Annotated in this window: 25 protein-coding genes and 1 pseudogene; 8 read left to right on the top strand and 18 right to left on the bottom strand. The window is 61.8% G+C overall.

From position 1 onward, the window contains the following. Positions 1 to 265 precede the first annotated feature (265 nt). Positions 266 to 874 (top strand): transglutaminase-like cysteine peptidase, encoded by a 609-nt coding sequence (locus SAZ10_RS13210; protein WP_318609702.1) that lies wholly within the window; start codon positions 266 to 268, stop codon positions 872 to 874. A 389-nt stretch (positions 875 to 1,263) separates the two neighbouring features. On the opposite strand, the gene SAZ10_RS13205 is transcribed toward SAZ10_RS13210, so the two are convergent. From SAZ10_RS13205 to SAZ10_RS13195, 3 genes are all read right to left on the bottom strand, one after another. After that, positions 1,264 to 1,974, bottom strand: coding sequence for a hypothetical protein (locus SAZ10_RS13205; protein ID WP_318609701.1), 711 nt, complete (start codon positions 1,972 to 1,974; stop codon positions 1,264 to 1,266). A 270-nt stretch (positions 1,975 to 2,244) separates the two neighbouring features. After that, entirely contained in the window at positions 2,245 to 2,979 is a 735-nt protein-coding gene (locus SAZ10_RS13200; RefSeq protein ID WP_318609700.1) for a hypothetical protein, read from the bottom strand. 165 nt (positions 2,980 to 3,144) lie between these two features. Next, positions 3,145 to 3,672: a gamma carbonic anhydrase family protein gene (locus SAZ10_RS13195; protein ID WP_318609699.1), complete on the bottom strand. Its 528-nt coding sequence runs from the start codon at positions 3,670 to 3,672 to the stop codon at positions 3,145 to 3,147. Positions 3,673 to 3,855: 183 nt separating this feature from the next. Here SAZ10_RS13195 and SAZ10_RS13190 point away from each other — a divergent pair, with 183 nt between their 5' ends. Next, complete coding sequence (locus SAZ10_RS13190) at positions 3,856 to 4,590, top strand: hypothetical protein (protein ID WP_318609698.1); 735 nt, start codon at positions 3,856 to 3,858, stop codon at positions 4,588 to 4,590. 4 nt (positions 4,591 to 4,594) lie between these two features. On the opposite strand, the gene SAZ10_RS13185 is transcribed toward SAZ10_RS13190, so the two are convergent. The 5 genes from SAZ10_RS13185 to SAZ10_RS13165 all read right to left on the bottom strand — a co-directional run bounded on the left by SAZ10_RS13185 (position 4,595) and on the right by SAZ10_RS13165 (position 7,872). Then, on the bottom strand, positions 4,595 to 4,804 hold the full coding sequence (locus SAZ10_RS13185; RefSeq protein WP_318609697.1) for a DUF3126 family protein: 210 nt from the start codon (positions 4,802 to 4,804) through the stop codon (positions 4,595 to 4,597). Between the two features lie 105 nt (positions 4,805 to 4,909). After that, entirely contained in the window at positions 4,910 to 5,758 is an 849-nt protein-coding gene (cysE, locus tag SAZ10_RS13180; protein WP_318609696.1) for a serine O-acetyltransferase, read from the bottom strand. Positions 5,759 to 5,917: 159 nt separating this feature from the next. Next, complete coding sequence (locus tag SAZ10_RS13175; protein ID WP_318609695.1) at positions 5,918 to 6,691, bottom strand: alpha/beta fold hydrolase; 774 nt, start codon at positions 6,689 to 6,691, stop codon at positions 5,918 to 5,920. 10 nt (positions 6,692 to 6,701) lie between these two features. After that, a complete protein-coding gene (locus tag SAZ10_RS13170) occupies positions 6,702 to 7,199 on the bottom strand; it encodes a DUF192 domain-containing protein (RefSeq protein ID WP_412535224.1) in 498 nt (165 codons plus the stop codon). A 166-nt stretch (positions 7,200 to 7,365) separates the two neighbouring features. Then, positions 7,366 to 7,872, bottom strand: coding sequence for a cold-shock protein (locus tag SAZ10_RS13165; protein ID WP_412535223.1), 507 nt, complete (start codon positions 7,870 to 7,872; stop codon positions 7,366 to 7,368). A 303-nt stretch (positions 7,873 to 8,175) separates the two neighbouring features. Between SAZ10_RS13165 and SAZ10_RS13160 the strand changes: the two genes are divergently transcribed. Continuing rightward, the gene (locus SAZ10_RS13160) at positions 8,176 to 8,616 is read left to right on the top strand and encodes a VOC family protein (protein WP_318609693.1); all 441 of its coding nucleotides are present in this window, start codon (positions 8,176 to 8,178) and stop codon (positions 8,614 to 8,616) included. A 157-nt stretch (positions 8,617 to 8,773) separates the two neighbouring features. Here SAZ10_RS13160 and SAZ10_RS13155 read toward each other — a convergent pair whose 3' ends face one another. Next, a complete protein-coding gene (locus SAZ10_RS13155) occupies positions 8,774 to 13,108 on the bottom strand; it encodes an autotransporter domain-containing protein (protein WP_318609692.1) in 4,335 nt (1,444 codons plus the stop codon). Between the two features lie 363 nt (positions 13,109 to 13,471). On the opposite strand from SAZ10_RS13155, the gene SAZ10_RS13150 reads away from it, so the two are divergent. From SAZ10_RS13150 to SAZ10_RS13135, 4 genes are all read left to right on the top strand, one after another. Further along, positions 13,472 to 14,272 carry a helix-turn-helix transcriptional regulator gene (locus SAZ10_RS13150; protein ID WP_318609691.1) on the top strand — a complete coding sequence of 267 codons (801 nt, stop codon included), beginning with the start codon at positions 13,472 to 13,474 and terminating at the stop codon, positions 14,270 to 14,272. A gap of 242 nt (positions 14,273 to 14,514) precedes the next feature. After that, positions 14,515 to 16,047, top strand: a complete 1,533-nt coding sequence (locus SAZ10_RS13145) for an acyl-CoA carboxylase subunit beta (protein ID WP_318609690.1) — start codon at positions 14,515 to 14,517, stop codon at positions 16,045 to 16,047. Positions 16,048 to 16,346: 299 nt separating this feature from the next. After that, on the top strand, positions 16,347 to 17,195 hold the full coding sequence (locus SAZ10_RS13140; RefSeq protein ID WP_318609689.1) for a M4 family metallopeptidase: 849 nt from the start codon (positions 16,347 to 16,349) through the stop codon (positions 17,193 to 17,195). Between the two features lie 51 nt (positions 17,196 to 17,246). After that, entirely contained in the window at positions 17,247 to 17,510 is a 264-nt protein-coding gene (locus SAZ10_RS13135; protein WP_318609688.1) for a protealysin inhibitor emfourin, read from the top strand. 24 nt (positions 17,511 to 17,534) lie between these two features. On the opposite strand, the gene SAZ10_RS13130 is transcribed toward SAZ10_RS13135, so the two are convergent. The 4 genes from SAZ10_RS13130 to SAZ10_RS13115 form a co-directional block, all read right to left on the bottom strand. Continuing rightward, on the bottom strand, positions 17,535 to 18,161 hold the full coding sequence (locus SAZ10_RS13130) for a CDGSH iron-sulfur domain-containing protein (protein ID WP_318610110.1): 627 nt from the start codon (positions 18,159 to 18,161) through the stop codon (positions 17,535 to 17,537). A gap of 113 nt (positions 18,162 to 18,274) precedes the next feature. Further along, the gene (locus SAZ10_RS13125) at positions 18,275 to 19,327 is read right to left on the bottom strand and encodes an aldo/keto reductase (protein ID WP_318609687.1); all 1,053 of its coding nucleotides are present in this window, start codon (positions 19,325 to 19,327) and stop codon (positions 18,275 to 18,277) included. A 122-nt stretch (positions 19,328 to 19,449) separates the two neighbouring features. Next, the gene (locus SAZ10_RS13120) at positions 19,450 to 19,911 is read right to left on the bottom strand and encodes a hypothetical protein (RefSeq protein WP_318609686.1); all 462 of its coding nucleotides are present in this window, start codon (positions 19,909 to 19,911) and stop codon (positions 19,450 to 19,452) included. A gap of 307 nt (positions 19,912 to 20,218) precedes the next feature. After that, positions 20,219 to 20,725: a DUF1993 domain-containing protein gene (locus SAZ10_RS13115; RefSeq protein WP_318609685.1), complete on the bottom strand. Its 507-nt coding sequence runs from the start codon at positions 20,723 to 20,725 to the stop codon at positions 20,219 to 20,221. A gap of 116 nt (positions 20,726 to 20,841) precedes the next feature. Between SAZ10_RS13115 and SAZ10_RS13110 the strand changes: the two genes are divergently transcribed. Next, positions 20,842 to 21,888 carry a DUF1176 domain-containing protein gene (locus tag SAZ10_RS13110; RefSeq protein WP_318609684.1) on the top strand — a complete coding sequence of 349 codons (1,047 nt, stop codon included), beginning with the start codon at positions 20,842 to 20,844 and terminating at the stop codon, positions 21,886 to 21,888. Positions 21,889 to 21,966: 78 nt separating this feature from the next. On the opposite strand, the gene SAZ10_RS13105 is transcribed toward SAZ10_RS13110, so the two are convergent. The 5 genes and pseudogenes from SAZ10_RS13105 to SAZ10_RS13090 form a co-directional block, all read right to left on the bottom strand. After that, positions 21,967 to 22,830, bottom strand: coding sequence for an alpha/beta hydrolase (locus SAZ10_RS13105; RefSeq protein ID WP_318609683.1), 864 nt, complete (start codon positions 22,828 to 22,830; stop codon positions 21,967 to 21,969). Positions 22,831 to 22,846: 16 nt separating this feature from the next. Next, a pseudogene (locus SAZ10_RS33595) lies at positions 22,847 to 23,010 on the bottom strand (precorrin-3B synthase); the annotation flags it as partial. A gap of 93 nt (positions 23,011 to 23,103) precedes the next feature. Further along, positions 23,104 to 24,717 (bottom strand): molybdopterin-binding/glycosyltransferase family 2 protein, encoded by a 1,614-nt coding sequence (locus SAZ10_RS13100; protein WP_318609682.1) that lies wholly within the window; start codon positions 24,715 to 24,717, stop codon positions 23,104 to 23,106. Then, on the bottom strand, positions 24,714 to 25,424 hold the full coding sequence (locus SAZ10_RS13095; RefSeq protein ID WP_318609681.1) for an XdhC family protein: 711 nt from the start codon (positions 25,422 to 25,424) through the stop codon (positions 24,714 to 24,716). The genes SAZ10_RS13100 and SAZ10_RS13095 overlap by 4 nt, the downstream gene beginning before the upstream one ends. Beyond that, positions 25,424 to 25,762: an XdhC family protein gene (locus tag SAZ10_RS13090; protein ID WP_318609680.1), complete on the bottom strand. Its 339-nt coding sequence runs from the start codon at positions 25,760 to 25,762 to the stop codon at positions 25,424 to 25,426. Before SAZ10_RS13090 ends, SAZ10_RS13095 begins: the two co-directional genes overlap by 1 nt. Positions 25,763 to 25,785 lie beyond the last annotated feature (23 nt).

Genomic DNA, 25,785 nt, shown 5'->3' with positions numbered 1-25,785 from the left:
GCCAGCGGGAGCTTTGCATCCTTTGGGCGGTACCGCCGGCGGCATCTTGTTCAAATCCGTCCACACGGCCTGGCTTTGAGCCGTTGGCAGATGGCGAGGCGGTCAGCCCTAACGCCTACTCGATTCAAATTTTAATCGGTTTTTCCGTAAATCAAACTCAAATATAGATTTCTTTCTACCTGATTTTTACTCAACTTCTACCCCCGACCTTTGCGTGAAGTAAATCGCCTTGTGTCATTGTCTCCATGTAAGGGGAGACGACACGATGACGAAATCGGGGACAGCATTTCTTGCATTGTTACTTGCGCTTTCATTCGATGCTTTGATCGGCTCAGCAGAAGCCGGGCAGGAATTCATGCGCACAGGCGGGCGAACGACCCAGCCGGTCGGTCACTACGAATTCTGCCAGAGCGAGCCGGAAGAGTGCAGACAGATCACTCCGAAGCAGCCGCCGGTCCTGCTGACGCGCGAACTATGGGCGGAGATGGTCGACATCAACAACGAGGTCAACACGACCGTGACCCCAAAGACCGACATGGAGATCTGGGGCAAGGAAGAAGTGTGGTCCTACCCCGTCGGCGGCGTCGGCGACTGCGAGGATTATGTGCTGGAGAAGCGCCGCCAGCTGATGAAGCACGGCGTTCCCGCCGGAAACCTGCTGATCACCGTTGTGCGCCAGAGAAACGGCGACGGGCACGCCGTGCTCACAGTGCGGACCAGCAACGGAGACTACATCCTCGACAATCTGGAGCCGCGCATCCTCGGCTGGGCCGATACCGACTACACGTATCTGAAGCAGCAATCGATGCGGAACTCCGGCGCCTGGGTGTCGATCGAGGATGATCGCAACATCGCCGTCGGCTCAGTGAAGTGAGAAGCAGTCCGGCTGAAGCGACGGCCGGCCCAGGATTGCAGAAATTCCGAGCGCAGCCCGCTTCAAAGCGGCGCGGTCGGAGGAGAAAACCCGGTCGAGTCCCCACCCTCCCCGTCCCCAACGACCGGGTCTAAGGAGCCGGCCCAGTCCCCGGGCCGGCTCCGCTTTTTCGGGACACCCTTTGAAATGGCAATAAACGCCGCCTTTCAGCAAGTTAGATTTCAGCTTGCAGCTCGTGCACGTCAGCAGTCCCGCGCCCGCAGAGAGTGCAGTCAGGCGCGAGGCTCAGTCTAGGCTTGGATACAAAATATCCGGCGCTAGCAATCTCAGTACGCGCATTACTGATGGTTGCCCGAGGAGGTCAAACGCCTTCCCTGAAGCTTCGTCAGTCAAGCCTGACGATGTAGCCGAACACTGTGGTTTGCCCACCGGTAGCAGAATGATGCCGCACGCTGCGCGATGACCTCGTCTGCGTTCAGAACGAAGAAGGTGCGGCAGCTATAAGCCGTGGCCCTGACTGCGATCGTCCCCTCTCCGAGCTGATCGATCCAGTAATCGACCTCGGCATCGTGACCACCAGCCCGTCTGGTATTGTGATGATAGATGACGGCGGTGCGGCCATCGGCCAGCGCCGTGGCTTCCGTCAACGGCATCTGCTTGCCGAAGACCTTCTTGCTGCGACGTCGAGGGTTGTCATCGACCAAGCCGTTGTCAGGATCGGCAAATACGATGTCGGCATCACGAAGATCGGTGACCACGCGACTAAACCAATCGGTTCTCCAACTTGCTCTTGATTGCCAATGTATCGACGAGGTGGTCAGCAGTTCCCTAGAAAAACGGCCGTCAATTGCTCCTGTAGCTTCGAGGTCACGAACACTTCGACCGTTGGCAACAACGGGAGCGAGGGCATCGAAGAGTTCAGGATCTAGATGCCGCCAACGTTGAGGAGCCTGCAGATAGCTCGTGTGCTTGCCATCTGCATTGTGTCCTTCGTCAGGATACAAATACCAGGCGATGCCTAATTTCCTCCCCTTCGACAGGTGTCGGAGGAGGGCAAGCTTAACGAAATCGCCAATATCACCAGCATAACGGTTCTGCATAGTGCGTCCTCAGCGGGGTGCCGCTTCCGTGAGCGAGCGTTTGACCAACGCACATGTGCGATGCCATGACCAAGACGCGCGTCAATTGCAGATTGCTTTGTTGAGCTTTGCTTCTGACGTAGGTTTGGTTTTCGCTTGCGTTGCTGACAGAATTGGACTGTTCCCCACTTACGCGGAGCAACACAAACCTCCGCCCCAATCTCAAGAAAACAGGCATTGAAAAACAAGGCCTTACATTAAAAAGATTCACAAAATCTCTGGTGTTCCCCGCTAGAACGGAATGTCTTCGTCCAGACTGCGACTAAAGCCGGAGGACCGCCTTTTGTCGGGGTTTGGCAGTGCCTTTTTGGGAGCTTCGATTTGTTTGCGCTCGCTCCAGGGTGGAAGCGCATCCCTTAATTTCTTAGCCTTCTCGATCCACTCAAAAATTCGATCAATGGTTTGCTGCAACGGTTTGAGTTCGTCATCAACCTGACGAGCCACCTTTGCAGCTTCAACAGCAAAGGCAAAGAACGCTTCCGTTTTGGTGCGGTTGCGGTCAACCTCCGAGGCGAAGGCATTCAGCTTATTGAACAGCGATTGGCGTCGATCTTCGGGCAACTCCATTGTATACAGCCGTTCACGTATTGCCCCGATCAAAGTGTGGATCGTTTGTCGCGCCGTGGCGTCGAGAACCACGACGGTCTCTATATTGGTTTTCTGTCGCCTTGCCGCCTCCATGAGTATCTTTTGCGAGGTTATTTCGGCGTGCCTGCGGAAAGCCTCAAAGAAACCGGAGAACGCATCATCCTTCAAGGGCGGGTTACGGAATTCAGTCAGAATGCCAAGAGCGTGAACCTCATCGAACGCAATCAAGGTATCCACATATTGGCGTTCCAGATACCAGCCGCTGTTGTTGTTTTCCCACGAGGCTTCGAGCGCCTTGAATTTCTTTCTGTGCAGGGCCGCGAAAGCTTCCTCAGGATCGTCGGGAAGTTCAAGGTATTCGTTGTCCGGCTCACTCATTCCTAAGAATTCCCCCTCTCTCGCGCCACTTCAAGTGAGAACGCGATCGATCGAAATGTAAGCGCCTAGACAGCGAGCGACAAGAATACTCGCAGGCAGAACATGCCTTGTTGCGCAACGCTGCGCTAAACATGCCGCCCACTCGATTCGCACCACACAAGACAGCTAGACGAGCTTCAACCTGGACAGGAATCGACGTCCGTTTTCGACATAGTGCTCGGCAGATTTCTTGAGCCGCTCCACTGCCGCATCGTCGAGCGTGCGGATCACCTTCGCGGGTGTTCCGACGATCAGGGAACGCTCCGGGAATTCCTTGCCTTCGGTCACCAGGGCGCCGGCGCCGACGAGGCTGTTCGCCCCGATCTTCGCGCCGTTGAGTATGATCGCGCCCATCCCGACCAGGCTGTTGCTGCCGATCGTGCAGCCGTGCAACGTCGCCCTATGGCCAACCGTGCAGCCGCTGCCGATCATCAGCGAGAAGCCCGGATCGGTGTGCATAACCGTATGCTCCTGCACATTGGAGCCAGCGCCAATCTCGATCAATTCATTGTCGCCGCGGATCACCGCGCCGAACCAGACACTTGCGTCACGGGCAAGGCGCACGCGGCCGATCAGCACGGCATCCGGCGCAATCCAGTTGGTCGCGGCGTCCTCGAACTGCGGCTCCACTCCGTCGAGGGAATAGATCGGCATGACGTTTTATCTCTCGGGAGATTGGCATCAAACGAAACCCCAGCCTATCGGATCGCGCAGGCGTTCGACAAGGCTGGCCTCGCCGGCCTTTACCTTCCGTTTACCATGCAGCTCGCACAATCTGCGACGCGGTGCGTGCCTCCGCCCTGCAACCCAGAGCCTTTCCCGTCAGGAACGCTGCAAATGAAACAGCAGGCCGCGACAGTGCAACCTGAAATCAGGCCGATCGATTCGGCCTTCATGTGGCGCGTCTTTTATATCCTCGGCTCCCTGGCCCTGCTGTCGGTTCTTATCAGCATCGGCGGCAAATGGCTCGGGAAGTCGATCGTGATGGCCGGACATACCGACGACACCACGGTCCAGCAGGTCGTTATCGGCAACAACGTGATCTCGGCGCCGGCAAATGCGATCCGTTTCGAGCGCGACCGGCGCGACGGCATCGCCCCCAGGCTCGACCTGTACCTTCACTGGCCCGACATGAATGGGTACAGCACGGGCCTCAGCAACGACTTCAACAATGTCGGCGGAACGCGGCGGATCATCTTCCTCTCAATCGAGGAACGAATGATGTCGCGCGACATGAGCGGCCGCTTCGAGCCGATCTACCAGTCGCTGATCGTTCCTCGCGGGAAGGCCGGGCCATCAGGCGTGACCTTCTACGATTTCAACGAGAAGTCCGGCTACATCAACGAGGAGCTTGCTGTCGCGCCCCGCTCCGGCGCCGAGCCTTTCGTCGCGCGCTGCCTGACCGGACCGAGCGCTGAGGAATCACTGGCGCCCTGCCAGCGCGACATCCATGTCGGCGACGATCTCAGCCTCACCTACCGCTTTCCGTTGGAGCTTCTGAAGGATTGGCAAGCACTCGACCAGGCGATCGCCGGGCAGGCGCGCAAGCTGATCAGGAGCGGAAAGAGCTAGACTCCTATTCGAGATCCACGTCGAGGATCGCCATCGAAAAATTGTAGGACAGGTCGCCCTCGTCCTCGTCCTTGAAGATGATGCCGAGAAATTCGTCCCCGATATAGAGCTCGCAAGAATCATCCTTGCGCGGGCGAGCCTTGACCTGAAGCGCAGGGTTCTTGAAGGTTCGCTTGAAAAAGGCGTCGAGCTTACGAATCTCTTCTGGCTTCAACACAGCCTCCGGCGTCGCTGGTGTTTCGAATCGAGACGCGCTTCTGGCATGTGAAGGATGGCTGTGTAAAGGCGGGCCGGCTATTTCCGGACTGCCCTAGCCGCCTCAGATGTCGAAGCTGATCACCTGGTCCATGCTCTGCGAAGGCAGGAGCTGGTCCATTTGCCTGGACGGCTGGTCGCATCCGGCTTCGCCGACGATGCGAGCCGGCACACCTGCCACGGTCTTGTTGTGCGGCACTGCGGACAGCACGACCGAGCCGGCTGCAATCTTGGCGCAGTGGCCGATTTCGATATTACCGAGGACCTTCGCGCCGGAACCTATCAGGACGCCGTAGCGGATCTTGGGATGCCGGTCGCCGCCGGATTTGCCGGTGCCGCCCAGCGTCACATCCTGCATGATTGAGACGTTGTCTTCGATGACTGCCGTCTCGCCGACCACTAGGCCGGTGGCATGGTCGATGAAGATACCCTTGCCCATCTTCGCGGCCGGGTTGATGTCGGTCTGGAACACGGAGGAGGACCGGCTCTGAAGGTAGAGCGCAAAGTCCCTGCGGCCTTGGATCCAGAGCCAATGAGCGAGACGATGCGTCTGGATGGCATGGAAGCCCTTGAAGTAGAGCACCGGCATCAGGAAGCGGTCGCAGGCCGGATCGCGATCGTAATAGGCCTGGATGTCGACGCGGACGATGCTCGCCCATTCGGGCCTGTCGGCCAGCATCGCATGGAAAGTCTGGCGGATGATATCCGCGCTGAGATCGGGATGATGCAGGCGTTCGGCGATACGGTGGATCACCGCGTATTCGAGCTTCTCGTGGTTGAGGACCGACGCGTATAGGAAGGCTGCAAGCAGCGGATCGCGCTCGACGGCCTCCCGCGCCTCGTCACGTATGCTCGTCCAGATCGGATCGACGGGCTGCAGGTTGCCGCTTCGCTGTGCAACGATCGAGTTCATCGGCGTCTCCTGTTTGGCCGCACGATATAGGTCAAATGTGTGTCCGATTGAACACTATTTTCCTTATCGTTGTCTCAAGTGGAATTGAATGCCGCTCTTTCAAGGGCGCTGAGGACGGGCAGGTCGCCGATCGATTCGCAGCGGAACGGCGCTATGTTTCTATTCGCTGATCGGATGCGCCTTGAGAAAATCGATCGCCCGCTTCTTCAAGGTGCGGTCGCCGACCGAAAGCATGTGGTCGCGACCTTCGATCGGGAAGGCGACTGCATTCGGCATCAGCGCGGCGAGCGCCTCTGCCGAGCCGGCGATGTCGTCTTTCGTGCCGACGGCAATCAGGGTCGGCTGGGCGATGCGCGACACGTCATCCTCGCTGAGCAGTTCGCGCGAGGTCGCTATGCATGCGGCGAGCGCCTCCCGGTCACTCTTCGTCTGGTCGGCAAAAGTACGGAACATACGGCCTCTATCGTCCGAAATGGCCGCGGGATCGAGGGCGACGAGGGCGTCCGCGATCTCGTCCCACTCGCCGACCCCGTCGACAATACCGATTCCGAGCCCGCCCAGGATCAGGGACGCGATCAGTTGCGGCTCTGCAAGGGCGAGGAACGCCGAGATCCGTGCACCCATCGAATAGCCGAACACATGGGATCGCTCGATGCCCAGATGCAGAAGCAGGGCCGCCGCGTCGCCGGCCATTTTGTCCGGATAATAGTCGGCCTGGTCATAGCTCTTCGACGATGCTCCATGGCCGCGATTGTCGAAGGCTATCGCTCGATAGCCGGCGTCGGTCAGCGTCTTGACCCAACCGGGCGTCACCCAGTTGGTCCTGTGGTTGGAAGCAAAGCCATGGATCAGCAGCACAGGCTCGCCCGACCCGGACGCCGGCCTTTCATCGATGAAGGCGAGCTCAAACCCTTCATGCGAGAAGAACTGCATGCCGTCTGCCTTATTCCTGATTGATGGCCTTGTGGCGCACCTTGTCGCCACGGGCAATGCCGTTCTTCGCAGCAGTCCCCGCCTTCAGCTCCAGCACGAAGCGCACCGGCTCGCCTGGCGAGATGAGCGCTTCTGAAAAGGGTTCCCCCTTCTTGATGGCCCTCACCGTGCCGTTCTCGGAGATAAAGATCAGGTCGAGCGGCATCGGCGTGTTTTTCATCCAAAAGCCGAGCTGCTGCTGGGCATCGAAGACGAAGAGCATGCCGTGGTCGGGATCCATGTCCTGGCGGAACATCAGCCCGCGCTCGCGCTCACCGGGGTTCTTGGCGATCTCGATCGTGAAGGAGCGCCCGCCCTCCTTCGTCTCGATGATGAGCGGTTCCGGATCGACCGGAAGGACCATCGCCCGACTGTCGGCCGAGCTCGGCGATTTCATCGCCAGGAACAGGCCTATAACGGCGACCGCAACAAAAACGGCGCCTGCCGTCTGCCAGAAATAGCGCAGCATGAAGAATCCCGGGTTCGGCCGCTCATATTCGAGCAGGATTAATCGGAGTGGAGTCACTCATCCTGCTCCAAGCTCCTATCTTGTCGCATGATCTTGGCCGAAAAGTCTGCACGTTTTGCTGCGCTGACCGTCAATTCGGGATCATGCTTGCGAATGTCCACACACCTCAGTGCGAGACCGGCAGCGTACCCATATCAGGATGAATTTCGGCAGCCATAAGGCCCTTGTCGCCGCGGCCATAACGAACGAGCACGACCTGGCCGGGCCTGAGCTCCGTGATGCCGAAGCGCCTGAGCGTCTCCATATGCACGAAGATGTCTTCGGTGCCTTCGCCGCGTGTCAGAAAGCCGAAGCCTTTCGTGCGGTTGAACCATTTGACCAAGGCGCGCTCGAGCCCACTCTCGGGAGTCACCACGACGTGAGTGCGTTGCACCGGCTGCTCGGCAGGATGCACCGCGGTCGAGCTATCCATCGAAAGCACGCGAAAAGCCTGCAGCCCGCGTTCACCCTGGCGCACGAGACAGACGACCCGCGCTCCCTCCAGTGCCGTCTGGAAGCCGTCACGCCTAAGGCAGGTCACGTGCAGCAACACGTCACCCCCACCATTGTCCGGCAGGATAAAGCCGTAGCCTTTCGCGACGTCGAACCATTTTATGGCGCCGGACAACTCCATGAGATCGGTGGCTTCGCCGCCGTCGTCACGGGTCAACGCGTCTCCATATTCCGCGTCGCGCCCCATTAAAGAGGCCTTGTCCCCCATAAGAACGCACCCTTTCCGAGTACCGCTGCAACCTGATTCTTGACTTAAGGATAACACTCGACATTCCCACTTATGCAAGTGGTGCCGTGTAATTTTCCCCTGTTGCCTAGAAATACTATGGCATGGGGTGGTCATCGGCGGCCGTCCTCTGTTGCCCTCCCGACTGCCGTCGCCCTATGTAATCGCGCGTTCGATTGCCAAGCAAAGGAATAAATCATGCGCTATCTGCACACCATGGTCCGCATCACCGACATCGACAGGTCGCTGGATTTCTACTGCAACAAGCTTGGGCTGGAGGAGATCCGCCGGCATGAGAACGATAAGGGCCGGTACACCCTGATCTTCCTCGCGGCCCCGAAGGACAAGTCGACCTCTGCGACAGCACGCGCACCGGAACTCGAGCTTACCTACAACTGGGACCCGGAGGTCTATAGCGGCGGGCGCAATTTCGGCCACCTCGCCTATAAGGTCGACAACATCTACGAGACCTGCAAGCGCCTGATGGATGCCGGCGTCACCATCAACCGGCCTCCGCGCGACGGCAACATGGCTTTCGTCAAGTCGCCGGACAACATCTCGATCGAGCTTCTGCAGGAAGGCGAGCCGCTGCCGATCCAGGAGCCTTGGGCATCGATGCCCAATACAGGCAGCTGGTAACAGCAATCGGGCGATCGAAGCAGTCGCACAGCGAGCGCGTCATTCGAAGTTCCCGGCATCGCGACGAACGCCAGATCCGGCACCAGCGGCTGCGGCCAGCCCGATTGGGGCATGGTCCCAAGGCGGGTGACGATTGCCGTCACTCGCCCTGTCCTTGTCAGAACTGCAGCTTGAGGTTCGCTTGCAAGCCGTGCTCCTGGGCATCGGCTGCAACTTGGCCCTGGTAGAAGATGCCAAACGTGGCGGAAGGCGTCAGCCTGAGATCAAGACCGGCTTCCGCGACCGCGGCATCCTTAGCAATGCTCACGCCCGCGACCGTGAAAGCGTCACCCGCCGAGAACGCCTGCGCAGACAAGACGGTCGTGTCGCCAAAGGCGTGCTGCCAGCCGAGTGAACCGCGCGCTGTCGTGCTGACGCCACCGAGATCGAAGGTCGCCGAAGCGCGCAGACCCAGTGTCGTCAAGGTAGTATTGGTGCTCTGCCCCTCGGCATGCAGCGCCGCCGCTCCGCCTTGCTCGCCGAAGCTGCCAGTGTTCAGGCTGACATAAGCGAGATTGGCGAAGGGTTCGAGCGACACGGCCGACGTATCGATGCGATAGCCGACATCGCCGAACGCCTGGAATATTCCGGCGTTGTAGCTGCCCTTGAGGCTGTCGGCGAAGCCGGGGAAGGCAACCGAGCGAGCGGTCTCAAGATCGTGCCAGGTGTAGGCCGCACCGGTGCGGAAGCCGAGATTACCCTGTTGGGTCCCGCCATAGAGGCCGAGGTGATAGTTGTCGCTCGAGCCCGACGAAGCGCGGTCCTTCACATTGAAACTGGTGCGGCTGTAGCCGCCAAGAATGCCGAACCGCCATGTATCGAAGACAGGCGCATCGATACCGGCCAGGAAGCCGCCGGTATCGTAGTTGAGCCGCTCGGCGTTGCCGTCGCCGCTTGCCTGCCCCCACGACCCGAAGCCATAGCCCCAGATACTGAAACGCTCGGCTGGCGCGGCGGCAGCGGTGAACCTCGGACTGCCCTCGACATAGCTCATCACCGGCACGGACGATACCGCAACATCGCCGAAGGCAGAGCGGATGCGATCAATCGCGGCATCGCGAACGAAATGGCTGTCCTCGATCAGGGCCGTCTTCGCGCTGGCGTGGATCTCGCCCGAGAGGGCATCGAAGCTCCGACGGAGCATCGCGTCGTCATCGGGCAATTGCACGATGGCGTCATAGAGCGGATTGCCTGCGGCGAAGCCGATGCTGTCGATTGCGTTCGCCGTTGACCGCTGATTACGCGTGGCAGCCGCCGAAGCAAAGGCCACGTCATTGCGCGCGAGCGTCAGATAGACACTGTTAGGGTCATAGCTGAGCCACGGGTGAAGGAACGCGAAGTTCGACGTGACGCCGGTAAAGGCACCGTTCAAGCCGCTATCCGCTGACAGGATGGTGTAGGTCGAATGCGGATTGTAGGTCCCGCCGGCGCCGATATGGGCGACCGATCCACCCCTGAGGGTGGCAGTGCCGATCACATGAACGAGATCGGAGGCGGTGCTAGCCGGACCGACTTCGACGGCAAAGACCGATCCCTGATTGAGGACCAGATCGCCGTTGATGGTGAGCGTGCCGATCGAGTTGCCAGGTAAAAGCATGCCTCCCGGGGCGATCGTCACGAGTGATCCAACGCCCGAACCCACCGTGCCGTGGCCACCGAGTGCGGCGTCCTTCAGCACGTTCATGGAGCCACCGAGCACCGCGCCCGCATGGGTCGTATCCGAACCGACGATAAGGCTGCCCGCCGCAACATTGGTGGTTCCGGCGAAGGACGCGCTCTGGCCGTCATAAAGGAACGTGCCGCTTCCGGTCTTGACGAAGTTGCCCGTGCCGGTGAGCACACCGCCCCAGGCAGCGTTGACCAGTTGATTGAAGGTGAGCGACGCGCCCGAGGCGATATCAGCGTTGCCGGAGAAGCGTTCTGCCGTCGTGACAAGTCCGCCCGCCGAAATAGTCCAGTCCAGGTTGGATGTTCCCGCGAGGGTAAGAACCCCGGCCCCCCGCTTGATCACCGCGCCATTCGTGCCGTTGAATCCGGCGATAGCGCCGCCGAAAATGCCATTCGTCGTCTCATCGAAGATCAGCGTGCCAGCATTGCCGACATTGCCGGAGACCGAGGCGCTGTTGCCGATGAGCGTTCCCGCTGCGACGAACGTGTTCCCATAGCTATTGCCGGTATTGTCCAGCCGCAGCGTGCCGGCGCCCCGCTTGATCAGATCGCCAGCGCCGGTGATTGCGCCAGTAAGGCCCAGCGTCACGTTGGCCGCCACGTCGAACCCTCCGGTCGCAGCAAGTGTGACGCTGCGGCTGGTATCGAAGCTGCCCGTGGCCGCCAGCGTACCATCGTTGAAGACCAGCCCGCCGTTCGCCGCGCCCAGATTGCTATTGGCCGACACTTGCAATGTGCCGGCATCGATCGTCGTGCCGCCGGCGTAGGTATTGGCTCCCGAAAGCCTGAGCGTGCCGGCGCCCCGCTTGATCAGATCGCCAGCGCCGGTGATTGCACCGGTAAGGCCCAGCGTCACGTTGGCCGCCACGTCGAACCCTCCGGTCGCAGCAAGCGTGACGCTGCGGCTCGTGTCGAAGCTGCCCGTGGCCGCCAGCGTAGCATCGTTGAAGACCAGCCCGCCGCTTGCCGCGCCCAGATTGTTATCGGCCGACACTTGCAACGTGCCGGCATCGATCGTCGTGCCGCCGATGTAGGTGTTGGTTCCCGAAAGCGTCAGCGTGCCGGCACCCCGCTTTATCAGATCGCCAGCGCCGGTGATTGCGCCGGTAAGGCCCAGCGTCACGTTGGCCGCCACGTCGAACCCTCCGGTCGCAGCAAGCGTGACGCTGCGGCTGCTGTCGAAGCTGCCCGTGGCCGCCAGCGTACCATCGTTGAAGACCAGCCCGCCGCTGGCCGCGCCCAGATTGTTATCGGCCGACACTTGCAATGTGCCGGCATCGATCGTCGTGCCGCCGGCGTAGGTATTGGCTCCCGAAAGCCTCAGCGTGCCGGCGCCCCGCTTTATCAGATCGCCTGCGCCGGTGATTGCGCCGGTAAGCCCCAGCGTCATGTTCCCCGCCACGTCGACCCCCCCGGTCGCAGCAAGCGTGACGCTGCGGCTGGTATCGAAGCTGCCCGTGGCCGCCAGCGTGCCATCGTTGAAGACTAGCCCGCCGCTGGCCGCGCCCAGATTGTTATCGGCTGACACTTGCAGCGTGCCGGCATCGATCGTCGTGCCGCCGGTGTAGGTATTGGCTCCCGAAAGCCTCAGCGTGCCGGAGCCGTTCTGGATCACAGCGCCATTGCCGCTGATCGTGTTCGCCAATGTCTGATTGTCGGTCTGGGTAAAGGAAAGGCTGCTGCTCACGTTCACCTGGATATCGCCGACCAGCGACCAGTTCGTGCCCACCAGTCTCAGGCTGTTGGCGCCTCCCGTCAGGACCATTGCGGCAGCCTGGCTGCCGTTGCCATTCAGCCCTCCGGCGATCGTTCCGGCATTGACGATAGTCGCGTTCTGGCCGCGAACGCCCGCGCCACCGAAGCCGGCTCCCCAGCCGTTGCCGCCTCGCACCACGCCTGCACTAGTGTTGTTGAGGTAGATGGAGCCAGCGACAGCTCCGCCGTCGAAAAGGCTGCCCTCGCCGCCACTGCCGATGCCGTCTCCGCCTCTGAGGCCGCCGCTGCCGCCCTGGATTGTCCCGCTATTTGCGGAAACGACAATGTTGCCGACGTCGCCCCCCCTGCCGCCACCTCCCCCGCCGCCGCTGCCAGCCCCGCCCCCGCCGATCCCGGCCCCGCCGCCGACGCGGATGCCGACGCCTCCGATGCCCCCGCCGTCGCCACCCTGGATCGTGCCGCTGTTCGTGGAAACGGTGATATCGCCGACGCCGCCACCGGCGCCGCCACCGCTACTACCGCCGCCACTGCCACCGCCACCACCGCCGCCGATGCCGGCTCCTCCGCCGCCGCTGCCGCCACCACCATTGCTGCCACTACGGCCTTGGATCGTCCCGCTATTCGTGGAAATGGCGATGTCCCCGGCGCCGCCGCCGATGCCGGCGCTGCCGCTGCCGCTGCTTCCACCACCGCCGCCTCCACCGCCGCCGACGCCGCTACCGCCACCGCCACCGCCGCCACCGCCTCCGTACGGACTATTTGAGGCGCCGTTGCCGCCATTGCCGCCAGCGGCGTCATTGCTGCCGCCACCTCCGCCGCCGTTACCGAAGGCGGCTGCGCCGCCGTCTGTCCCGGCGACACCACCTGCACCAGCCGTGCCGCCGCTGCCCCCAAAACCGGCATCACCGTCGCCACCATCCCCGCCCGCTGCCTGGGCGAAGGCTGAAGAGGCCATCAGGAGCAGCGAACCGGCAAGCGCGGTGGAGAGCTTGAAGCGATTGAATGGTGAAGGAAGCGCAGCGGCTACATTGTCGTGAATAAGGCGCGGCTGGACGTGACGGCGTTTCAACTTCAGCGTCCCTTTCCTGGAATCTTTTGCAACACGCGTTCGATCAGGCGCTCGCGGGGTGTGGCGCATTTATCTATCTGCGCGCCTGGAAGGCGCAGGCGGCACCGGCACGGATCAAGACCGATCCAATTTCGACGGCCGGACATGATGAGAGTTCGCAGCGGGGCCTCAGACCTCCTGGGCCACCTGCTTCTTCATCGTCAGTCGGATGATGCTGGTTTCGGCGTTGCATGTTGCCCGGCACTTGATTCACAAGTCTTTTTCTCTGTAACCGGGCGTTGCACGCTTGTCGTCCCTCAGGATTAGGGGACGCGGCTGGCTTGCCCACCTCCTCCAACCACGGCCTGCTTGCTGGAGCCTGTTATGCCTGCTTCCCCCGCCACCTCCGACTGGCAAACCCGCGTCTATGCCCTGTGGGACGCGCTGGCTGATTTCTCGTCCAGCCAAGTCGTCGATGCGCGCCAGTACCTTCTGAGCGAGCTATGCGCGCTGCTGGAAGCGGACAATGCCATGTGGTCTGGCGCCGTGCGGCTGGCTCAGCCGAATCTGAATGACGCGCTCGGGGGCTGGCGTATGCCGGTGATGACCTACCTGCACCCTCTACCCGGCATCGACACCACCATTCGTGACTACCAGCGAAGCTATGAGGACGGCCCGGACATGAAATCCGTGCGCTTTCACGCGCAGGCAGGACGGTTCCGCGTCCTGCTCATTGCGGACCTGGTGGAGCCGGAATGGTTCGAGAGCGACTTCTACCGCCATATTTTTCGCAAGGGCATGAATGCGGCCGACGTCATGTTCGTGGGCGCACCGGTGAACGAGGACGCAGAAGCCGGACTGGCCTTTTTCCGCGCGCAAACGCGCTTCACCCGCGACGACTGCGCACTGGCGGAACAGGCGCTGCGCAGCCTGCGCTGGCTCTGGCGCAGGCTGTTGCTGGGGCACGGCCTAATGCTGGCTGACACGCCGCTGACGCCGGTCGAGCAGCAAGTCCTGCAATTACTACTGCAAGGCAAGAGCACTAAGCAGATTGCCGCCGGCATGGCACACAGCCCCAATACCACCAACGAATACCTGCAACGCCTCTACCGAAAATACGGCGTCGGCAACCGCGCCGAACTGATGGCGCTGTGGCTGGGACAGACCAAGCCACGAAACAACTGAGCCGCCCGGGCATCCAGTCGCTGTTTGCCAATGCTAGGACCAAGTGCCTCGACATGGTGCTGTCCGAAGCGTTGGACCGCATCGGCTGCGTCAGGAGGATGTCGGGGGCGTTCTCAAGCGCGAAGTCGGACAATTGAGATCGGTGCGGAGCTGAACAGACTGTCCCTGTTGTCCGTTTGCGCAGGCTTGCCGGCATGGTACCACGCCGAAATAGCTGGCAAACATCTGACTGGGGATCCGCCATGAAGGACGTGCTTAGGGAACTGGAGCGGCGGCGCGAGATCGCCCGCGCCGGAGGCGGCCAAACCCGCATCGCCGGCCAGCACGCACGCGGCAAGCTGACCGCGCGCGAGCGCATCCAGGTCTTCCTCGACGAAGGCTCGTTCGAGGAATTCGATATGTATGTCGAACACCGCTCGACCGATTTCGGCATGGAGAAGACCAAGATCCCGGGCGACGGTGTCGTCACCGGCTGGGGCACCGTGAATGGCCGGCCGGTCTTCCTGTTCGCCAAGGACTTTACGGTCTTCGGCGGCTCGCTCTCGGAAGCGCATGCCGAGAAGATCATGAAGGTGCAGGACATGGCGCTGCGCAACCGTGCGCCGATCGTCGGCCTCTACGACGCCGGCGGCGCGCGCATCCAGGAGGGTGTGGCGGCTCTCGGCGGCTATGCCGAGGTCTTCCAGCGCAATGTGCTTGCCTCAGGCGTGATCCCACAGATCTCGGTGATCATGGGCCCTTGCGCCGGCGGCGACGTCTATTCGCCGGCCATGACCGACTTCATCTTCATGGTGCGCGATACCTCCTACATGTTCGTCACCGGGCCGGACGTGGTGAAGACCGTCACCAACGAGACGGTCACGTCCGAACAACTCGGCGGCGCCTCCGTGCACACCACGAAGTCGTCGATCGCCGACGGCGCCTATGACAACGACATCGAGGCGCTGCTCCAGATGCGCCGGCTCGTCGATTTCCTGCCGGCGTCGAACACGGCCGAGATTCCCGAAGTGGATTGCCGTCAGTCGGCGACAGACCACGATTTGTCACTCGACCGGCTGATCCCGGACAACGCCAACAAGCCCTACGACATCAAGGAACTCATTCTGAAGACGGCCGACGAGGGCGACTTCTTCGAGATCCAGGCCTCCTTCGCGAAGAACATCGTGACCGGCTTCGGCCGGATGGAGGGCCGCACCGTCGGCTTCGTCGCCAACCAGCCGATGGTGCTCGCCGGCGTCCTCGATTCCGACGCCAGCCGCAAGGCGGCGCGCTTCGTGCGCTTCTGCGATTGCTTCAACATCCCGATCGTTACCTTCGTCGACGTGCCCGGTTTCCTGCCGGGCACCGCGCAAGAATATGGCGGGCTGATCAAGCACGGCGCCAAGCTGCTTTTCGCTTATGCGGAAGCAACCGTACCGAAGGTGACGGTGATCACGCGCAAGGCATTCGGCGGCGCCTATGACGTGATGGCGTCAAAGCATCTGCGCGGCGACATCAACTATGCCTGGCCCACTGCCCAGATTGCGGTGATGGGAGCCAAGGGCGCAGTCGAGATCATCTACCGCAAGGACATCGGCGATGCCGAGAAGATCGCGGCGCATACCAAGGCCTACGAGGACCGCTTTCTGTCGCCCTTCGTTGCCGCCGAGCGCGGCTATGTCGACGAGGTGATCATGCCCCACTCTACGCGCCGCCGGGTGGCGCGCGCATTGCGGCTACTCAGGAACAAGGATCTCGAAAACCCTTGGAAGAAGCACGACAATATTCCGTTGTAACTGCTTGAGCTTTTGTTGCTTTCAGGCCGCCATACTATTTCAGTTTGAAAATTCCCGTGGCGTAGTAAGCTGGACGTATTCGTCCGGAAGCTCGGAGGGGTGCAGCTATGTTTGCACGCTGCGGATGTTGTATTGTCCCCAGGAACGTGATCGAGCGCTTTGCAAATGACCGGTCCCTCCCGGCTCCGTCTCGTGAGGCGTTTCGCACAACAGCTGCGCTAGAACCGATATGGCGAAAGCTGCGCGTCGCGCACAACCAGGCAATTCAGGCAAGCCTCGCCGCAAATCCTCCGACTACAGTGCTTGCGCCGAAACCGGCGGTTACGGTCTATGACTGCCAGCACTCGACCTCCTTGCCGGGTACTCCGATCCGCAATCCTAGCTCGTCTTCGGATGCCACTGCGAAACGTACTTTCGACGAGACGACGGCCGTCGCTGATTTCTTCAACACCTGCTTCGGCCGCAACTCCGTCGACGATCATGGCATGACGCTCATGTCTTCGATTCACTACGACGTCGCCTATAGCAATGCCTTCTGGAACGGCTCGCAAATGGTCTATGGCGACGGGGACGGACAGATATTCCTGGATTTCACCAGGTCCAACGACGTCATCGGCCATGAGCTCACGCATGGCGTGACGCAGTATACCGCCGGGCTGGTCTACACGAATGAGGCCGGCGCCCTGAACGAGAGCATCTCCGACGCGTTCGGCTCCATGTTTCGTCAGTGGCAGGCCGGCCAGACTGTCGAAAACGCCGACTGGCTGATTGGAGCCGACATCATGGGGCCGGCCGCAAGCGCCAAGGGCTACACCTGCCTCAGGGACCTTTCGAACCCAGGCGGCGCTCACTGCATGTCGCGGCAGCCGTTCGACTATAGGAACTATGTTCCCCAAGGCGATCCGCACCTCAACAGCGGCATTCCGAATTTCGCCTTTTACCAAGCGGCGAAGTCGATCGGCGGGCGATCCTGGGAGAAGGCTGGGCGAGTCTGGTACGCCGCGCTGACGAGTGACCGGGCCACCAAAAACATGAGATTCAAATCCTTCGCCAGGCTTACAAGGGCCATGGCAAAGCAGTTGTTTCCCGACGAGCCGGCCATATATGCTGCCGTGAATGACGCCTGGACCAGCGTGGGCGTTCGCTGAGGGTCGATACCGGCGACGGCGAATCTTGTCAGGCGAGGATTTTGGATTTCGATGGATCGCTTCATCATCGAGAGGCGTGGCGGCTTTGCCAGCATCAGAGCGTATGGGGAGATCGATGCCGATTCCCTCGACCAGGAGGACAGAGACGCCCTCGAGAAGCTACTTGGCCGAAAACGCCCCCTCCCCCCCGACCCTGGCGCCGATCGGTACGTCTATGTCGTCACGCGCAAGAACGAGTCCGGCTCGAAGACGTGCGAAGTGCCGGAAACCTTGATGCCGCTATCCGTCGCTCGGATGCTGAAGGATCAGATCTGAGGCTGTTCGGGCAGCTGTTCCTGCTTAAGGTGCCTGGAAGCCGACCGCCTTGTGCGTGCCGTCGCAGAATGGCTTCTTGGAAGAGTGCCCGCAGCGGCAGAACCAGGTCTTCTCGGCGCGATCGACGCAGCGGCCGGTGCCGGATTCGACCTCGAGCTTGCCGGTGACCATCAGCGGGCCGTTTCGCACCGGCTGCACTTCGACCGCACCGACGAGATCGGTGATCTTCAGTTCGGTCTCTTTCGAGGCGGGCTCGCCAGTTGCGACGAAACCGCCTTTGATATGCGAGTTGTCGCAATAAGGTTTGCGGCGCGAAAGACCGCAGCGGCAGAGCGTGGCGCGGAAACCGACCTCTTCGCCATTGATGCGCAGGTCCGCATGAAAGGCGAGCGGCCCATTCTCCCGGACGATGACGACGTTAGCGGCGGGCGGGCCTTCATTGGCACCGCCGTCCTTGCGCGTCACGTGGATCGCGCCCGACGGGCAATTGTGGGCGATCCGCATCAGCGCTTCCACGTCAGTGGCATCGGGATCGATCCACGGTCCCTTTACATTGGCCTTGAACGCTTGCGGCTCGCCCATCACACATCGCCGCGCGTGGATGCAGCGATGACCATCGAAACTGACTGTGGCCTTCTCGCCTTCAACGATCTCGACGCCATGGTCCGCTCCAGGAGTTCCTCAACGAAATCTGGGGTGCTGAACGACTATCCGCCTGAGCTGCATCGAGTTCAAGGGGCCATTGGCAGTCGCTCGGGTCAATGTCAGGGGCACGGATTACCGAGCCTTTGATGCAGCCCGTCGACCGCTTTTTGCATCTCGTCGGTCCAGGCGATATCGACCGTGGACAGGGCCATTTCGAGCTGCGGCATACTAGTCGCCCCGATGATGTTCGAGGTCACGAACCATCGGCTCGTTACATAGGCGTTGGCGAACTGGGCAGGCTCCAGGCCGAAGCTGCGCGCGAGGTCGTTATAGGCGAGCAGTGCCTCGGGCGCGCCCGGCGTCTCGTAGCGCTGGCCGCGATTGAACAGCGTCGAGCGCGCACCGGGCGGCCGGGCGCCATGATCGTATTTTCCGGTGAGATAACCCTGTGCCAGAGGTGAGTACGCCAGCAGGCTGACGCTCTCGCGCTCACAGGTCTCAGCGAGGTTCACCTCATAGGTGCGGTTGACGAGGTTGTAGGCGTTCTGCACTGACACGAGGCGCGGGCCGACGCCATTGTCGCTCTCGGCGATGAAGCGCATCACGCCCCAGGAGCTTTCGTTCGACAGGCCGAAGTGGCGGATCATACCCGCCTTCACCAGCTCGCCGAAGACGGCGAGCGTCTCGGCAATAGGGGTCTCGTCCTCGTCGCGCCGCCCTGGCGCCGTGCCGACCCGCGTAGGGTTCGCACCCCACGGAACCACCCGTTCCGGAAAATGGATCTGGTAGAGGTCGACATAGTCGGTGCCGAGGCGCTTCAGCGACTTCTCGATCGCGTCGAAAATGTCGGCGCGCACCAGCTTCGACGGCCGGTCTCCGCGAAACCAGCTGTTCGCCGTGCGTCCTACCACCTTGGTGGCCAGAATCACCTTGTCGCGATTCTTACGAGCCCTCATCCATTTGCCGATATAGGTCTCGGTGCGCCCCTGCGTCTCCGGCTTGGGAGGGATCGGATAGAGCTCAGCGGTATCCATGAAATTGACGCCGCGATCGACGGCAAGGTCCATCTGCCGGCGAGCTTCGTCCTCGGTATTCTGCTGGCCCCAGGTCATAGTACCGAGGCAGATTGCGGAGACATGAAGATCAGTGCGGCCGAGACGGCGCTTCTGCATGGCTGAACTCCGGAAGGATTGGGCGCGGGAGTGGCGCCCGGGAGAAACGCACGATAGACCATCGTCCCTTTGCGGGGAAGCCGACGGAGCACGCTCGCCGTTGCCAGCCACAGGCTGAGGACTCAACGCCCCCGGCGCTTGGCCTTGCGCTCCGCTTCATCGATCAACATGTTGGCGACCTGCATCCTGACCATCGCTCTTTGCCGAAGATGCGGCGCAACCCGGTCAGGATGGTTCTTGAAGGCAAAGACGCGGCGCCTTCGGGCGAGTTCTTCGGGCGCGACGCTGGCGTTGAGGCCGAGCTCCTTGGAAATGGCGGCAGGTTCGGTCGACGGCAGCTCAGCCTCCTCGGCCTTTGCGGCCTCCGCAGCTGCGAACAGTGCTTCGGTCACCGCCTCGGCGTCCCTGTATTCGGCCGCCGCGACATCGGGTGAAACACGGATGCGCCCGGAATGCAGCGCCTCTGCCACAGAAAGGTAATCGAAGCGGATTGTCGGCCGTACCGGTTGCTGCGGCTCGGGAAACGATTCGGCGATCAGCTCGTCGAGCATTGCCGCGAAATCGAGATTGTCACCCGCACGCATGAACTGAGGGTCCCCTGTTGCCCCGAAATTCTGGAACTACCCTTCCGAGCCGGACCCTAGCGCCGGGTCGTTAACAATGAGCATGCGCGTCGCCGCGAAATTTAGGCGAATGCCGAGGCTGCTTTGCCCGACGTGAGACGCACCACGCGGGCGTGACCCAAGCTGCCAGCGTAGAAATACGGCGCAGCCTCGGAAAAGTTCCAGGCAAGGTGGGCCCTTTTCAAATCCGAATGAACAACCGGATAGGGCGGCGTAGCTATCCTGTTTGAAAGCACGCCCCTCCGATGGCCCTGCCTCCGAGCGGCGTTTACCGATTGCCCAGGAAATCGACCTTCGACAGAGGCACGCCATTGTGCCTCAAGATGTCATAGGCCGTGGTAAGGTGGAAAAAGAAGTTCGGCAACGCGAAGTGCTGCAAATATTGCAGGCCGGTGAAGTTGAGGTCTCTCTGCCGGCCTTTGATGACGATAGGCCTGTCTTCCGCTCCTTCGAAATCGATTTCGGCAAATGTGCCGAGATAGTCCCGGGTCTTGGCGATGCGGGCATGAAGGTCGGCGAACGTCTCTTCCGTGTCCTCGTAGGGCGGAATCTCGCGGCCCGCGAGCCGCGACGACGCACCTTTGGCGTGATCGCTGGCGAGCTGCACCTGCCGCTTCAGCGGGAACATATCCGGGGAGAGCCGCGCGTTGACGAGCACGGAGGGCTCGACCTTTCGCTCCACAGCGTTGGCCTCCGCCTTGGTCAGCACGTTTGCAAGCGAGCCGAGTGAATGCAGGAACATCGGAACGGATACGTGATAGAGCGATACGGACAAGTGCTTCCTCCTTGGGATTCTGCGCGATCAGATTTGAGCCTGAGGCCACCGCCGGAAAGGGGCCACACGGCACCACATCCATGTTAGCTTCCGCCCGTTCAAGTTGGGAGTCGTCCATGAAGAATGTCCGTGCAGTCGTCGCGCTCGCCTGCGCCGTCGCACTGCCCTCGATAGCGTCCGCCGAAGACCAGTATCTCGACAACCGCTCCGACGCGGGGGCACTGGTCCGCTCGTTTTACAATGCGGTCAATCGCAAGGAATATGCCAGAGCCTGGGACTATTTCGGCGACCAGAAACCCGCCAAGACTTTCGATCAATTCGTAAAGGGCTATGCCGACACGGAACGTGTCGATGTCGCCACAGGCGGGATCAGTGAGGAAGGTGCTGCGGGCAGCGTCTATTTTCAGGTTCCCGTTGCGATCAAAGCAACAGACAAGAACGGTGACGAGAAGGTGTTCGCTGGCTGCTACACGGCCCGGCTCGCCAATCCTGCGATCCAGGAGCAAGGGTTCCAGCCCATGCACATCGAACAAGGCGGACTGAAGCCCGGCTCGGCGGACGGGCCGCTCTCCGACGCCCTGCCCGAACAATGTGGCGATACCCCGGCGGCCAAGGGCGATCCCACCCGCGACAAGGTCGTCGAGGCTTTCAGAATGGCTTATAGCGACACCTGCCAGACTCTGATGGCCGATGCCGAGCCTGGGGCGGCCGATCCGCAAATCCACGTGCTGAAATATCGCCACAAATATGAGACGGACAGCGATCCGGAGCACGAGATGCGGCTCTTCAAGTTCGATTGCGGCATGGGCGCCTACAATTCGAATGAAGTCTATTACCTCGCCGACGACTCGGGCGGTTTCCGGCAGCTCCAGTTTGCGGAACCCGAGCTCGACATCCGCTATGAGGATCAGGAACAGACCAAGCTGAAATCGATGACGGTGATCGGCTACACGGCCGCCGACCAGCTCGTGAATTCGGATTTCGACGAAAAGGACAAATCACTGACATCCTTCAACAAGTGGCGTGGTATCGGCGATGCCTCTTCGATCGGAAAATGGATCTTCCGCGATGGCGACTTCACGCTCGTCCGCTACGAAGTCGATCCCACCGAGGACGAGGAGATCAATCCGCAAACGGTGATCGACCTCGAAAGCGCGCCGTGAAGGCAATGGTGGGCGTTTTCCGTAAAATCGGCGGCGGTCAATGTAGCGCAAGCGGATAAAGGTAAACTGCCCCTGCACTTACCTTCCGACTGAAATCATCCAGTTGAGCACGCCACGCCAGTCCGTCATGCGGATCGGCGTGCCGTGTGTGCCGGTCTCGAAGCGCACGAAGCGCGCGGGATAGCCGCCTTTGGTCCGGCGCAGAGAGCGGAAGAAAGCCTCCTGCCCTTCGACAGCGAAGACGGTGTCGTGGCTGCCGTGACCGAAGAAGACAGGCATCTTTCGCCTGAAGGCGGCCGTGTTACGGAAGTTGTCGTCATTGACCGAGCCGAGCAGCAGCAGGCCTGACAGCCGCGGCGCGATCCGATCATTCTCGGCGAGCTTCCAGCAGATGTAGCCGCCCATCGAGCCGCAGGCGACGAACAATTTCGCGTTGGGCGATGCCTGCGCATAGTGTTCTACCAGCGCTGCGACTTCCGCTGCGCCCTGGTCGCCGAAATCCGAGAAGTCGGGCGAGAGGTAGAGACCCCCATTTTCCACCATCAGGTTTTTGATCCGGTTGAAATTGCCGCCGAAGCTGAAGTCGTCGACTCCCTGTTTGCGGCTGCCGCCCCGCCCGTGCAGGTAGACCGTGATGACCGAGGCACCTTCGGTCTTGCCGACGGCGTAGAAGCGTAGCTCGCCCGCGGGCGACTGCAGCTTCAAATCCTTCTGGGCTCCGCGAACGCCGAGCGAGACATAGGCGCGCTTCACCCGCCGCTCCGGCACCTCGTCGCGCTGGTTGATGTCACGCAGCTCGCGGTAGTCGACGACGAGATAGGCGCCGTCGTCGTCGGATTTGAGGGTAGCCGGGTAGGCGAAGAGATCGTCCTTGAAGGGTTGGAGGGGTGTCGCTTGGGCGGGGGCGGCCAATGGCAGAATTAGAAGCGCAATGGCGGCCAATAGCCATTTGCTGGTGCGCTGTCGCGCCCCCCTCTGTCCTGCCGGACATCTCCCCCACAAGGGGGGAGATTGGCTGTCATCAAGGATTTCGCCAATCTCCGGTGTTGGCGATTGGCGAAACCAAAGCGGTCGTCCAATCTCCCCCCCTGTGGGGGAGATGTCCGGCAGGACAGAGGGGGGCGCGAAGGGATACAAACCTTACCTCGAAATAGAGCCGGGAAAGGCTTGCGGTCTGCCCGGCCATCTTGTCAACGATATGATCGCTGCGCCGTCTCAATCCTGCAGCACGCCGCCGGCGAGCTGCATTGCCTCGGGTGTGTCGACATCGACGCTCGCCCCTGCCCCGATCTCGACATCGACGACCGCATTGCCCTCCGATTCGACGATGTGACGCGCGCCGGTATCGCCTTCGAGCTTCATGACTTCGGGAAACAGCGCGCGGGGCAGGATAACCGGGTTGCCGCGCTTGCCTTCATAGGCGGCGCGCACGATCGCCGCACCTGCCGACTTCACGAAAGCCGAAATCAGGCTGTCGAGATCGGCCGATGTCACGCCCGGCATGTCGCCGAGCATGATCAGCGCGCCGTCAGCCTCGGGCGCAAGCGCGCGTACGCCCGTCTTCAGCGAACCAGCGAGACCCAAGGCATAGCCGTGATTGTGGACGCGCCGCACGACGAGGCCGGAGAGGGCTGCCGAAACGCGCTCCTCCTGGTGGCCGGTGACGACGATCACCTCCCCTGCCCGGCTTGCGAGCGCCACGTCGCTGGTGCGCCGCACCAGCGGCTGCCCGTCGAACAACGCCATCAGCTTGTTCGGCCCACCCATGCGACTGGATCGCCCTGCGGCGAGCACCACCGCGTCCACCCTCAATGGGCGCGGCTTCGCCGCGGTCTCGCGCGGTTGCGGCCGCGTCGGTATCTCCATCAGCAACCCGCCGACGCCGAGCCCGGCAATATCGGCGTCGCTCACATCGATACCGGCAATCAGCCGGCCGAGCACCCAGTCGAAGCCGTTCTCCTTCGGGCTCCTCGCGCAGCCGGGCGCGCCGAGCACAGGCTTGCCTTCATAGCGGCCGAGCACGATGAGGTTACCTGGATCAACCGGCATGCCGGCTCGGATCACCTCGCCGCCGGCGAGCCTGATCGCCGCCGGGATCACGTCATCCGGATCGCTCATTGCCGAGGCGCCGAACATGACGACCATGTCATTATCCCGGGCGAGCGACTTCAACGCTTCGGCAACCGGCCCCTCACGATGCTCGGTCCTTCGCTCTGCGGTGACCCGGCTACCGGAGCGCTGAAGCCGCGCCTCGGTGATCTTCACCGTCTTGTCGAGCACGCTTTCCTTGACCTTAGGCAGGACTGTCTGAACGATGCCAACCTTGACCGGCCGGTACGGCCTGACGGCGAAAGCCTCGCGGCTTGCCGCCAGCTTCTCGATTTTCTCGACCAGCGCGTTGCTGACCGCGAACGGGATGATCTTGACGGTTGCAACCATCTGGCCGGCTTCGACCGGCGCAAACGCGGCCACGGTGGCGATCGTGATCGCCGGGTCGACGCGATTGATCTCATCGATCAAAGCCTTGTCGACCGTGAATATGCCCGCAGCTTGAGCGTGGAGGTTCACTCGGCCGGTGGCCGGTGTCTTCGTCTCGATCTTGTCGACGGCAAGAGCGCGTGCCACGCGTGCCGCCGCCTCATCTTCAACGAGGTCGTCCACGTCGAGAACGGCGGCGATCACCTCGGTGATCCCCGCCCGCCTCAACTCCGCCACGTCATCGGTCGAAAGCCGGTGCGCCTTGCGGAAACGCTTATCTCCGGCACTCGTCGCGTGGGCGAGTATCGCGCCAACCACCGCATCGTCGATCGGAAGCGGGCCGAACTTCACGCGGCCACATCCTTCTTGCGCCGGCCGGCACTGCGCGTCCTGAGCGCCGCAATGATTTCGGCGAGCACCGCAACCGCGATCTCGGAGGGGCTCGATGCGCCGATATCGATACCGATCGGAGCACGGATGCGTTCGATGTCTTCGCCCGAAGCACCAAGTGCAAGCAGTCGCTCGACCCGCCTGGCGTGCGTCTTGCGGCTGCCCAGCGCGCCGACATAGAAGCAGCCGGCGTCGAGAGCGGCCTTCAATGCGAAGTCATCTATCTTGGGATCGTGGGTGAGCGCGGCAACCGCCGTGTAGCTGTCGAGCGGCTTCTCCTTCAGCGCGTCTTCCGGCCATTCGGCAAACAGGGGAACATCGGGAAAGCGGTCAGCCGTCGCGAAGGCCGTGCGCGGGTCGATGATTTCCATATCGAATCCGGCGATCTTGGCCATGGGCGCCAGCGCCTGACTGATGTGGACGGCTCCGATCGCGACCAGCCGGGGATGCGGGAGATGAACATTCAGGAAGAATGTGCGGCCTTCCGCCTCGATGGAGCCGGACACGCCGGAACGGAAAGCCTTCGCGACTGCCGCGCCGAGCGCGCCGGCGACCTCGTCGCCTTCTTCGACCACGCGGTCACGGCCGTCGCCCAAGTCGGTAATGAGGATCGCGGCGCGCCGCTCACGGCGTGCGCTGTTGAGCTTCTTGAGTGAGAACGGGTCCATCAGCCGAGCCGCTCCACATAGACCTTGATCCGCCCGCCACATGAGAGGCCAACGCGCCACGCGGTCTCGTCCGCGACGCCGAATTCCAGCATCTTCGAGCCGCCCGAGCCCAATATATCCAACGCTTCGGCCACCACTGCGCCTTCGACGCAGCCGCCGGAAACGGAACCCTGGAAATTGCCATCCGCGTCGATGACAAGATGGCTGCCGACCGGCCGCGGCGCCGAGCCCCATGTCTCGACCACGGTAGCGATAGCGACCTCCTTGCCTTCGTTCATCCAGGTCTCGGCGATCAGAAGCGGGTCGCGGGCTTCGTCGAGTAGGGCTGTCTGGCTCATGACGTCGTCTCCTTCCCCGGGAA

Source organism: Mesorhizobium sp. BAC0120 (assembly GCF_033542235.1).
Taxonomy (GTDB): domain Bacteria; phylum Pseudomonadota; class Alphaproteobacteria; order Rhizobiales; family Rhizobiaceae; genus JAWRCU01.
The sequence above is the reverse complement of the archived record's forward strand: the minus strand, read 5'-3'. Positions and strand labels throughout refer to the sequence as shown.

Excerpts from the sequence above, each read along its gene's own strand:
- SAZ10_RS13210 (WP_318609702.1), top strand. The coding sequence starts at position 266 with ATGACGAAATCGGGGACAGCATTTCTTGCATTGTTACTTGCGCTTTCA.
- SAZ10_RS13205 (WP_318609701.1), bottom strand. The coding sequence starts at position 1,974 with ATGCAGAACCGTTATGCTGGTGATATTGGCGATTTCGTTAAGCTTGCC.
- SAZ10_RS13200 (WP_318609700.1), bottom strand. The coding sequence starts at position 2,979 with ATGAGTGAGCCGGACAACGAATACCTTGAACTTCCCGACGATCCTGAG.
- SAZ10_RS13195 (WP_318609699.1), bottom strand. The coding sequence starts at position 3,672 with ATGCCGATCTATTCCCTCGACGGAGTGGAGCCGCAGTTCGAGGACGCC.
- SAZ10_RS13190 (WP_318609698.1), top strand. The coding sequence starts at position 3,856 with ATGAAACAGCAGGCCGCGACAGTGCAACCTGAAATCAGGCCGATCGAT.
- cysE (WP_318609696.1), bottom strand. The coding sequence starts at position 5,758 with ATGAACTCGATCGTTGCACAGCGAAGCGGCAACCTGCAGCCCGTCGAT.
- SAZ10_RS13175 (WP_318609695.1), bottom strand. The coding sequence starts at position 6,691 with ATGCAGTTCTTCTCGCATGAAGGGTTTGAGCTCGCCTTCATCGATGAA.
- SAZ10_RS13170 (WP_412535224.1), bottom strand. The coding sequence starts at position 7,199 with ATGCTGCGCTATTTCTGGCAGACGGCAGGCGCCGTTTTTGTTGCGGTC.
- SAZ10_RS13165 (WP_412535223.1), bottom strand. The coding sequence starts at position 7,872 with ATGGAGTTGTCCGGCGCCATAAAATGGTTCGACGTCGCGAAAGGCTAC.
- SAZ10_RS13160 (WP_318609693.1), top strand. The coding sequence starts at position 8,176 with ATGCGCTATCTGCACACCATGGTCCGCATCACCGACATCGACAGGTCG.
- SAZ10_RS13150 (WP_318609691.1), top strand. The coding sequence starts at position 13,472 with ATGCCTGCTTCCCCCGCCACCTCCGACTGGCAAACCCGCGTCTATGCC.
- SAZ10_RS13145 (WP_318609690.1), top strand. The coding sequence starts at position 14,515 with ATGAAGGACGTGCTTAGGGAACTGGAGCGGCGGCGCGAGATCGCCCGC.
- SAZ10_RS13135 (WP_318609688.1), top strand. The coding sequence starts at position 17,247 with ATGGATCGCTTCATCATCGAGAGGCGTGGCGGCTTTGCCAGCATCAGA.
- SAZ10_RS13125 (WP_318609687.1), bottom strand. The coding sequence starts at position 19,327 with ATGCAGAAGCGCCGTCTCGGCCGCACTGATCTTCATGTCTCCGCAATC.
- SAZ10_RS13120 (WP_318609686.1), bottom strand. The coding sequence starts at position 19,911 with ATGCGTGCGGGTGACAATCTCGATTTCGCGGCAATGCTCGACGAGCTG.
- SAZ10_RS13110 (WP_318609684.1), top strand. The coding sequence starts at position 20,842 with ATGAAGAATGTCCGTGCAGTCGTCGCGCTCGCCTGCGCCGTCGCACTG.
- SAZ10_RS13095 (WP_318609681.1), bottom strand. The coding sequence starts at position 25,424 with ATGGACCCGTTCTCACTCAAGAAGCTCAACAGCGCACGCCGTGAGCGG.
- SAZ10_RS13090 (WP_318609680.1), bottom strand. The coding sequence starts at position 25,762 with ATGAGCCAGACAGCCCTACTCGACGAAGCCCGCGACCCGCTTCTGATC.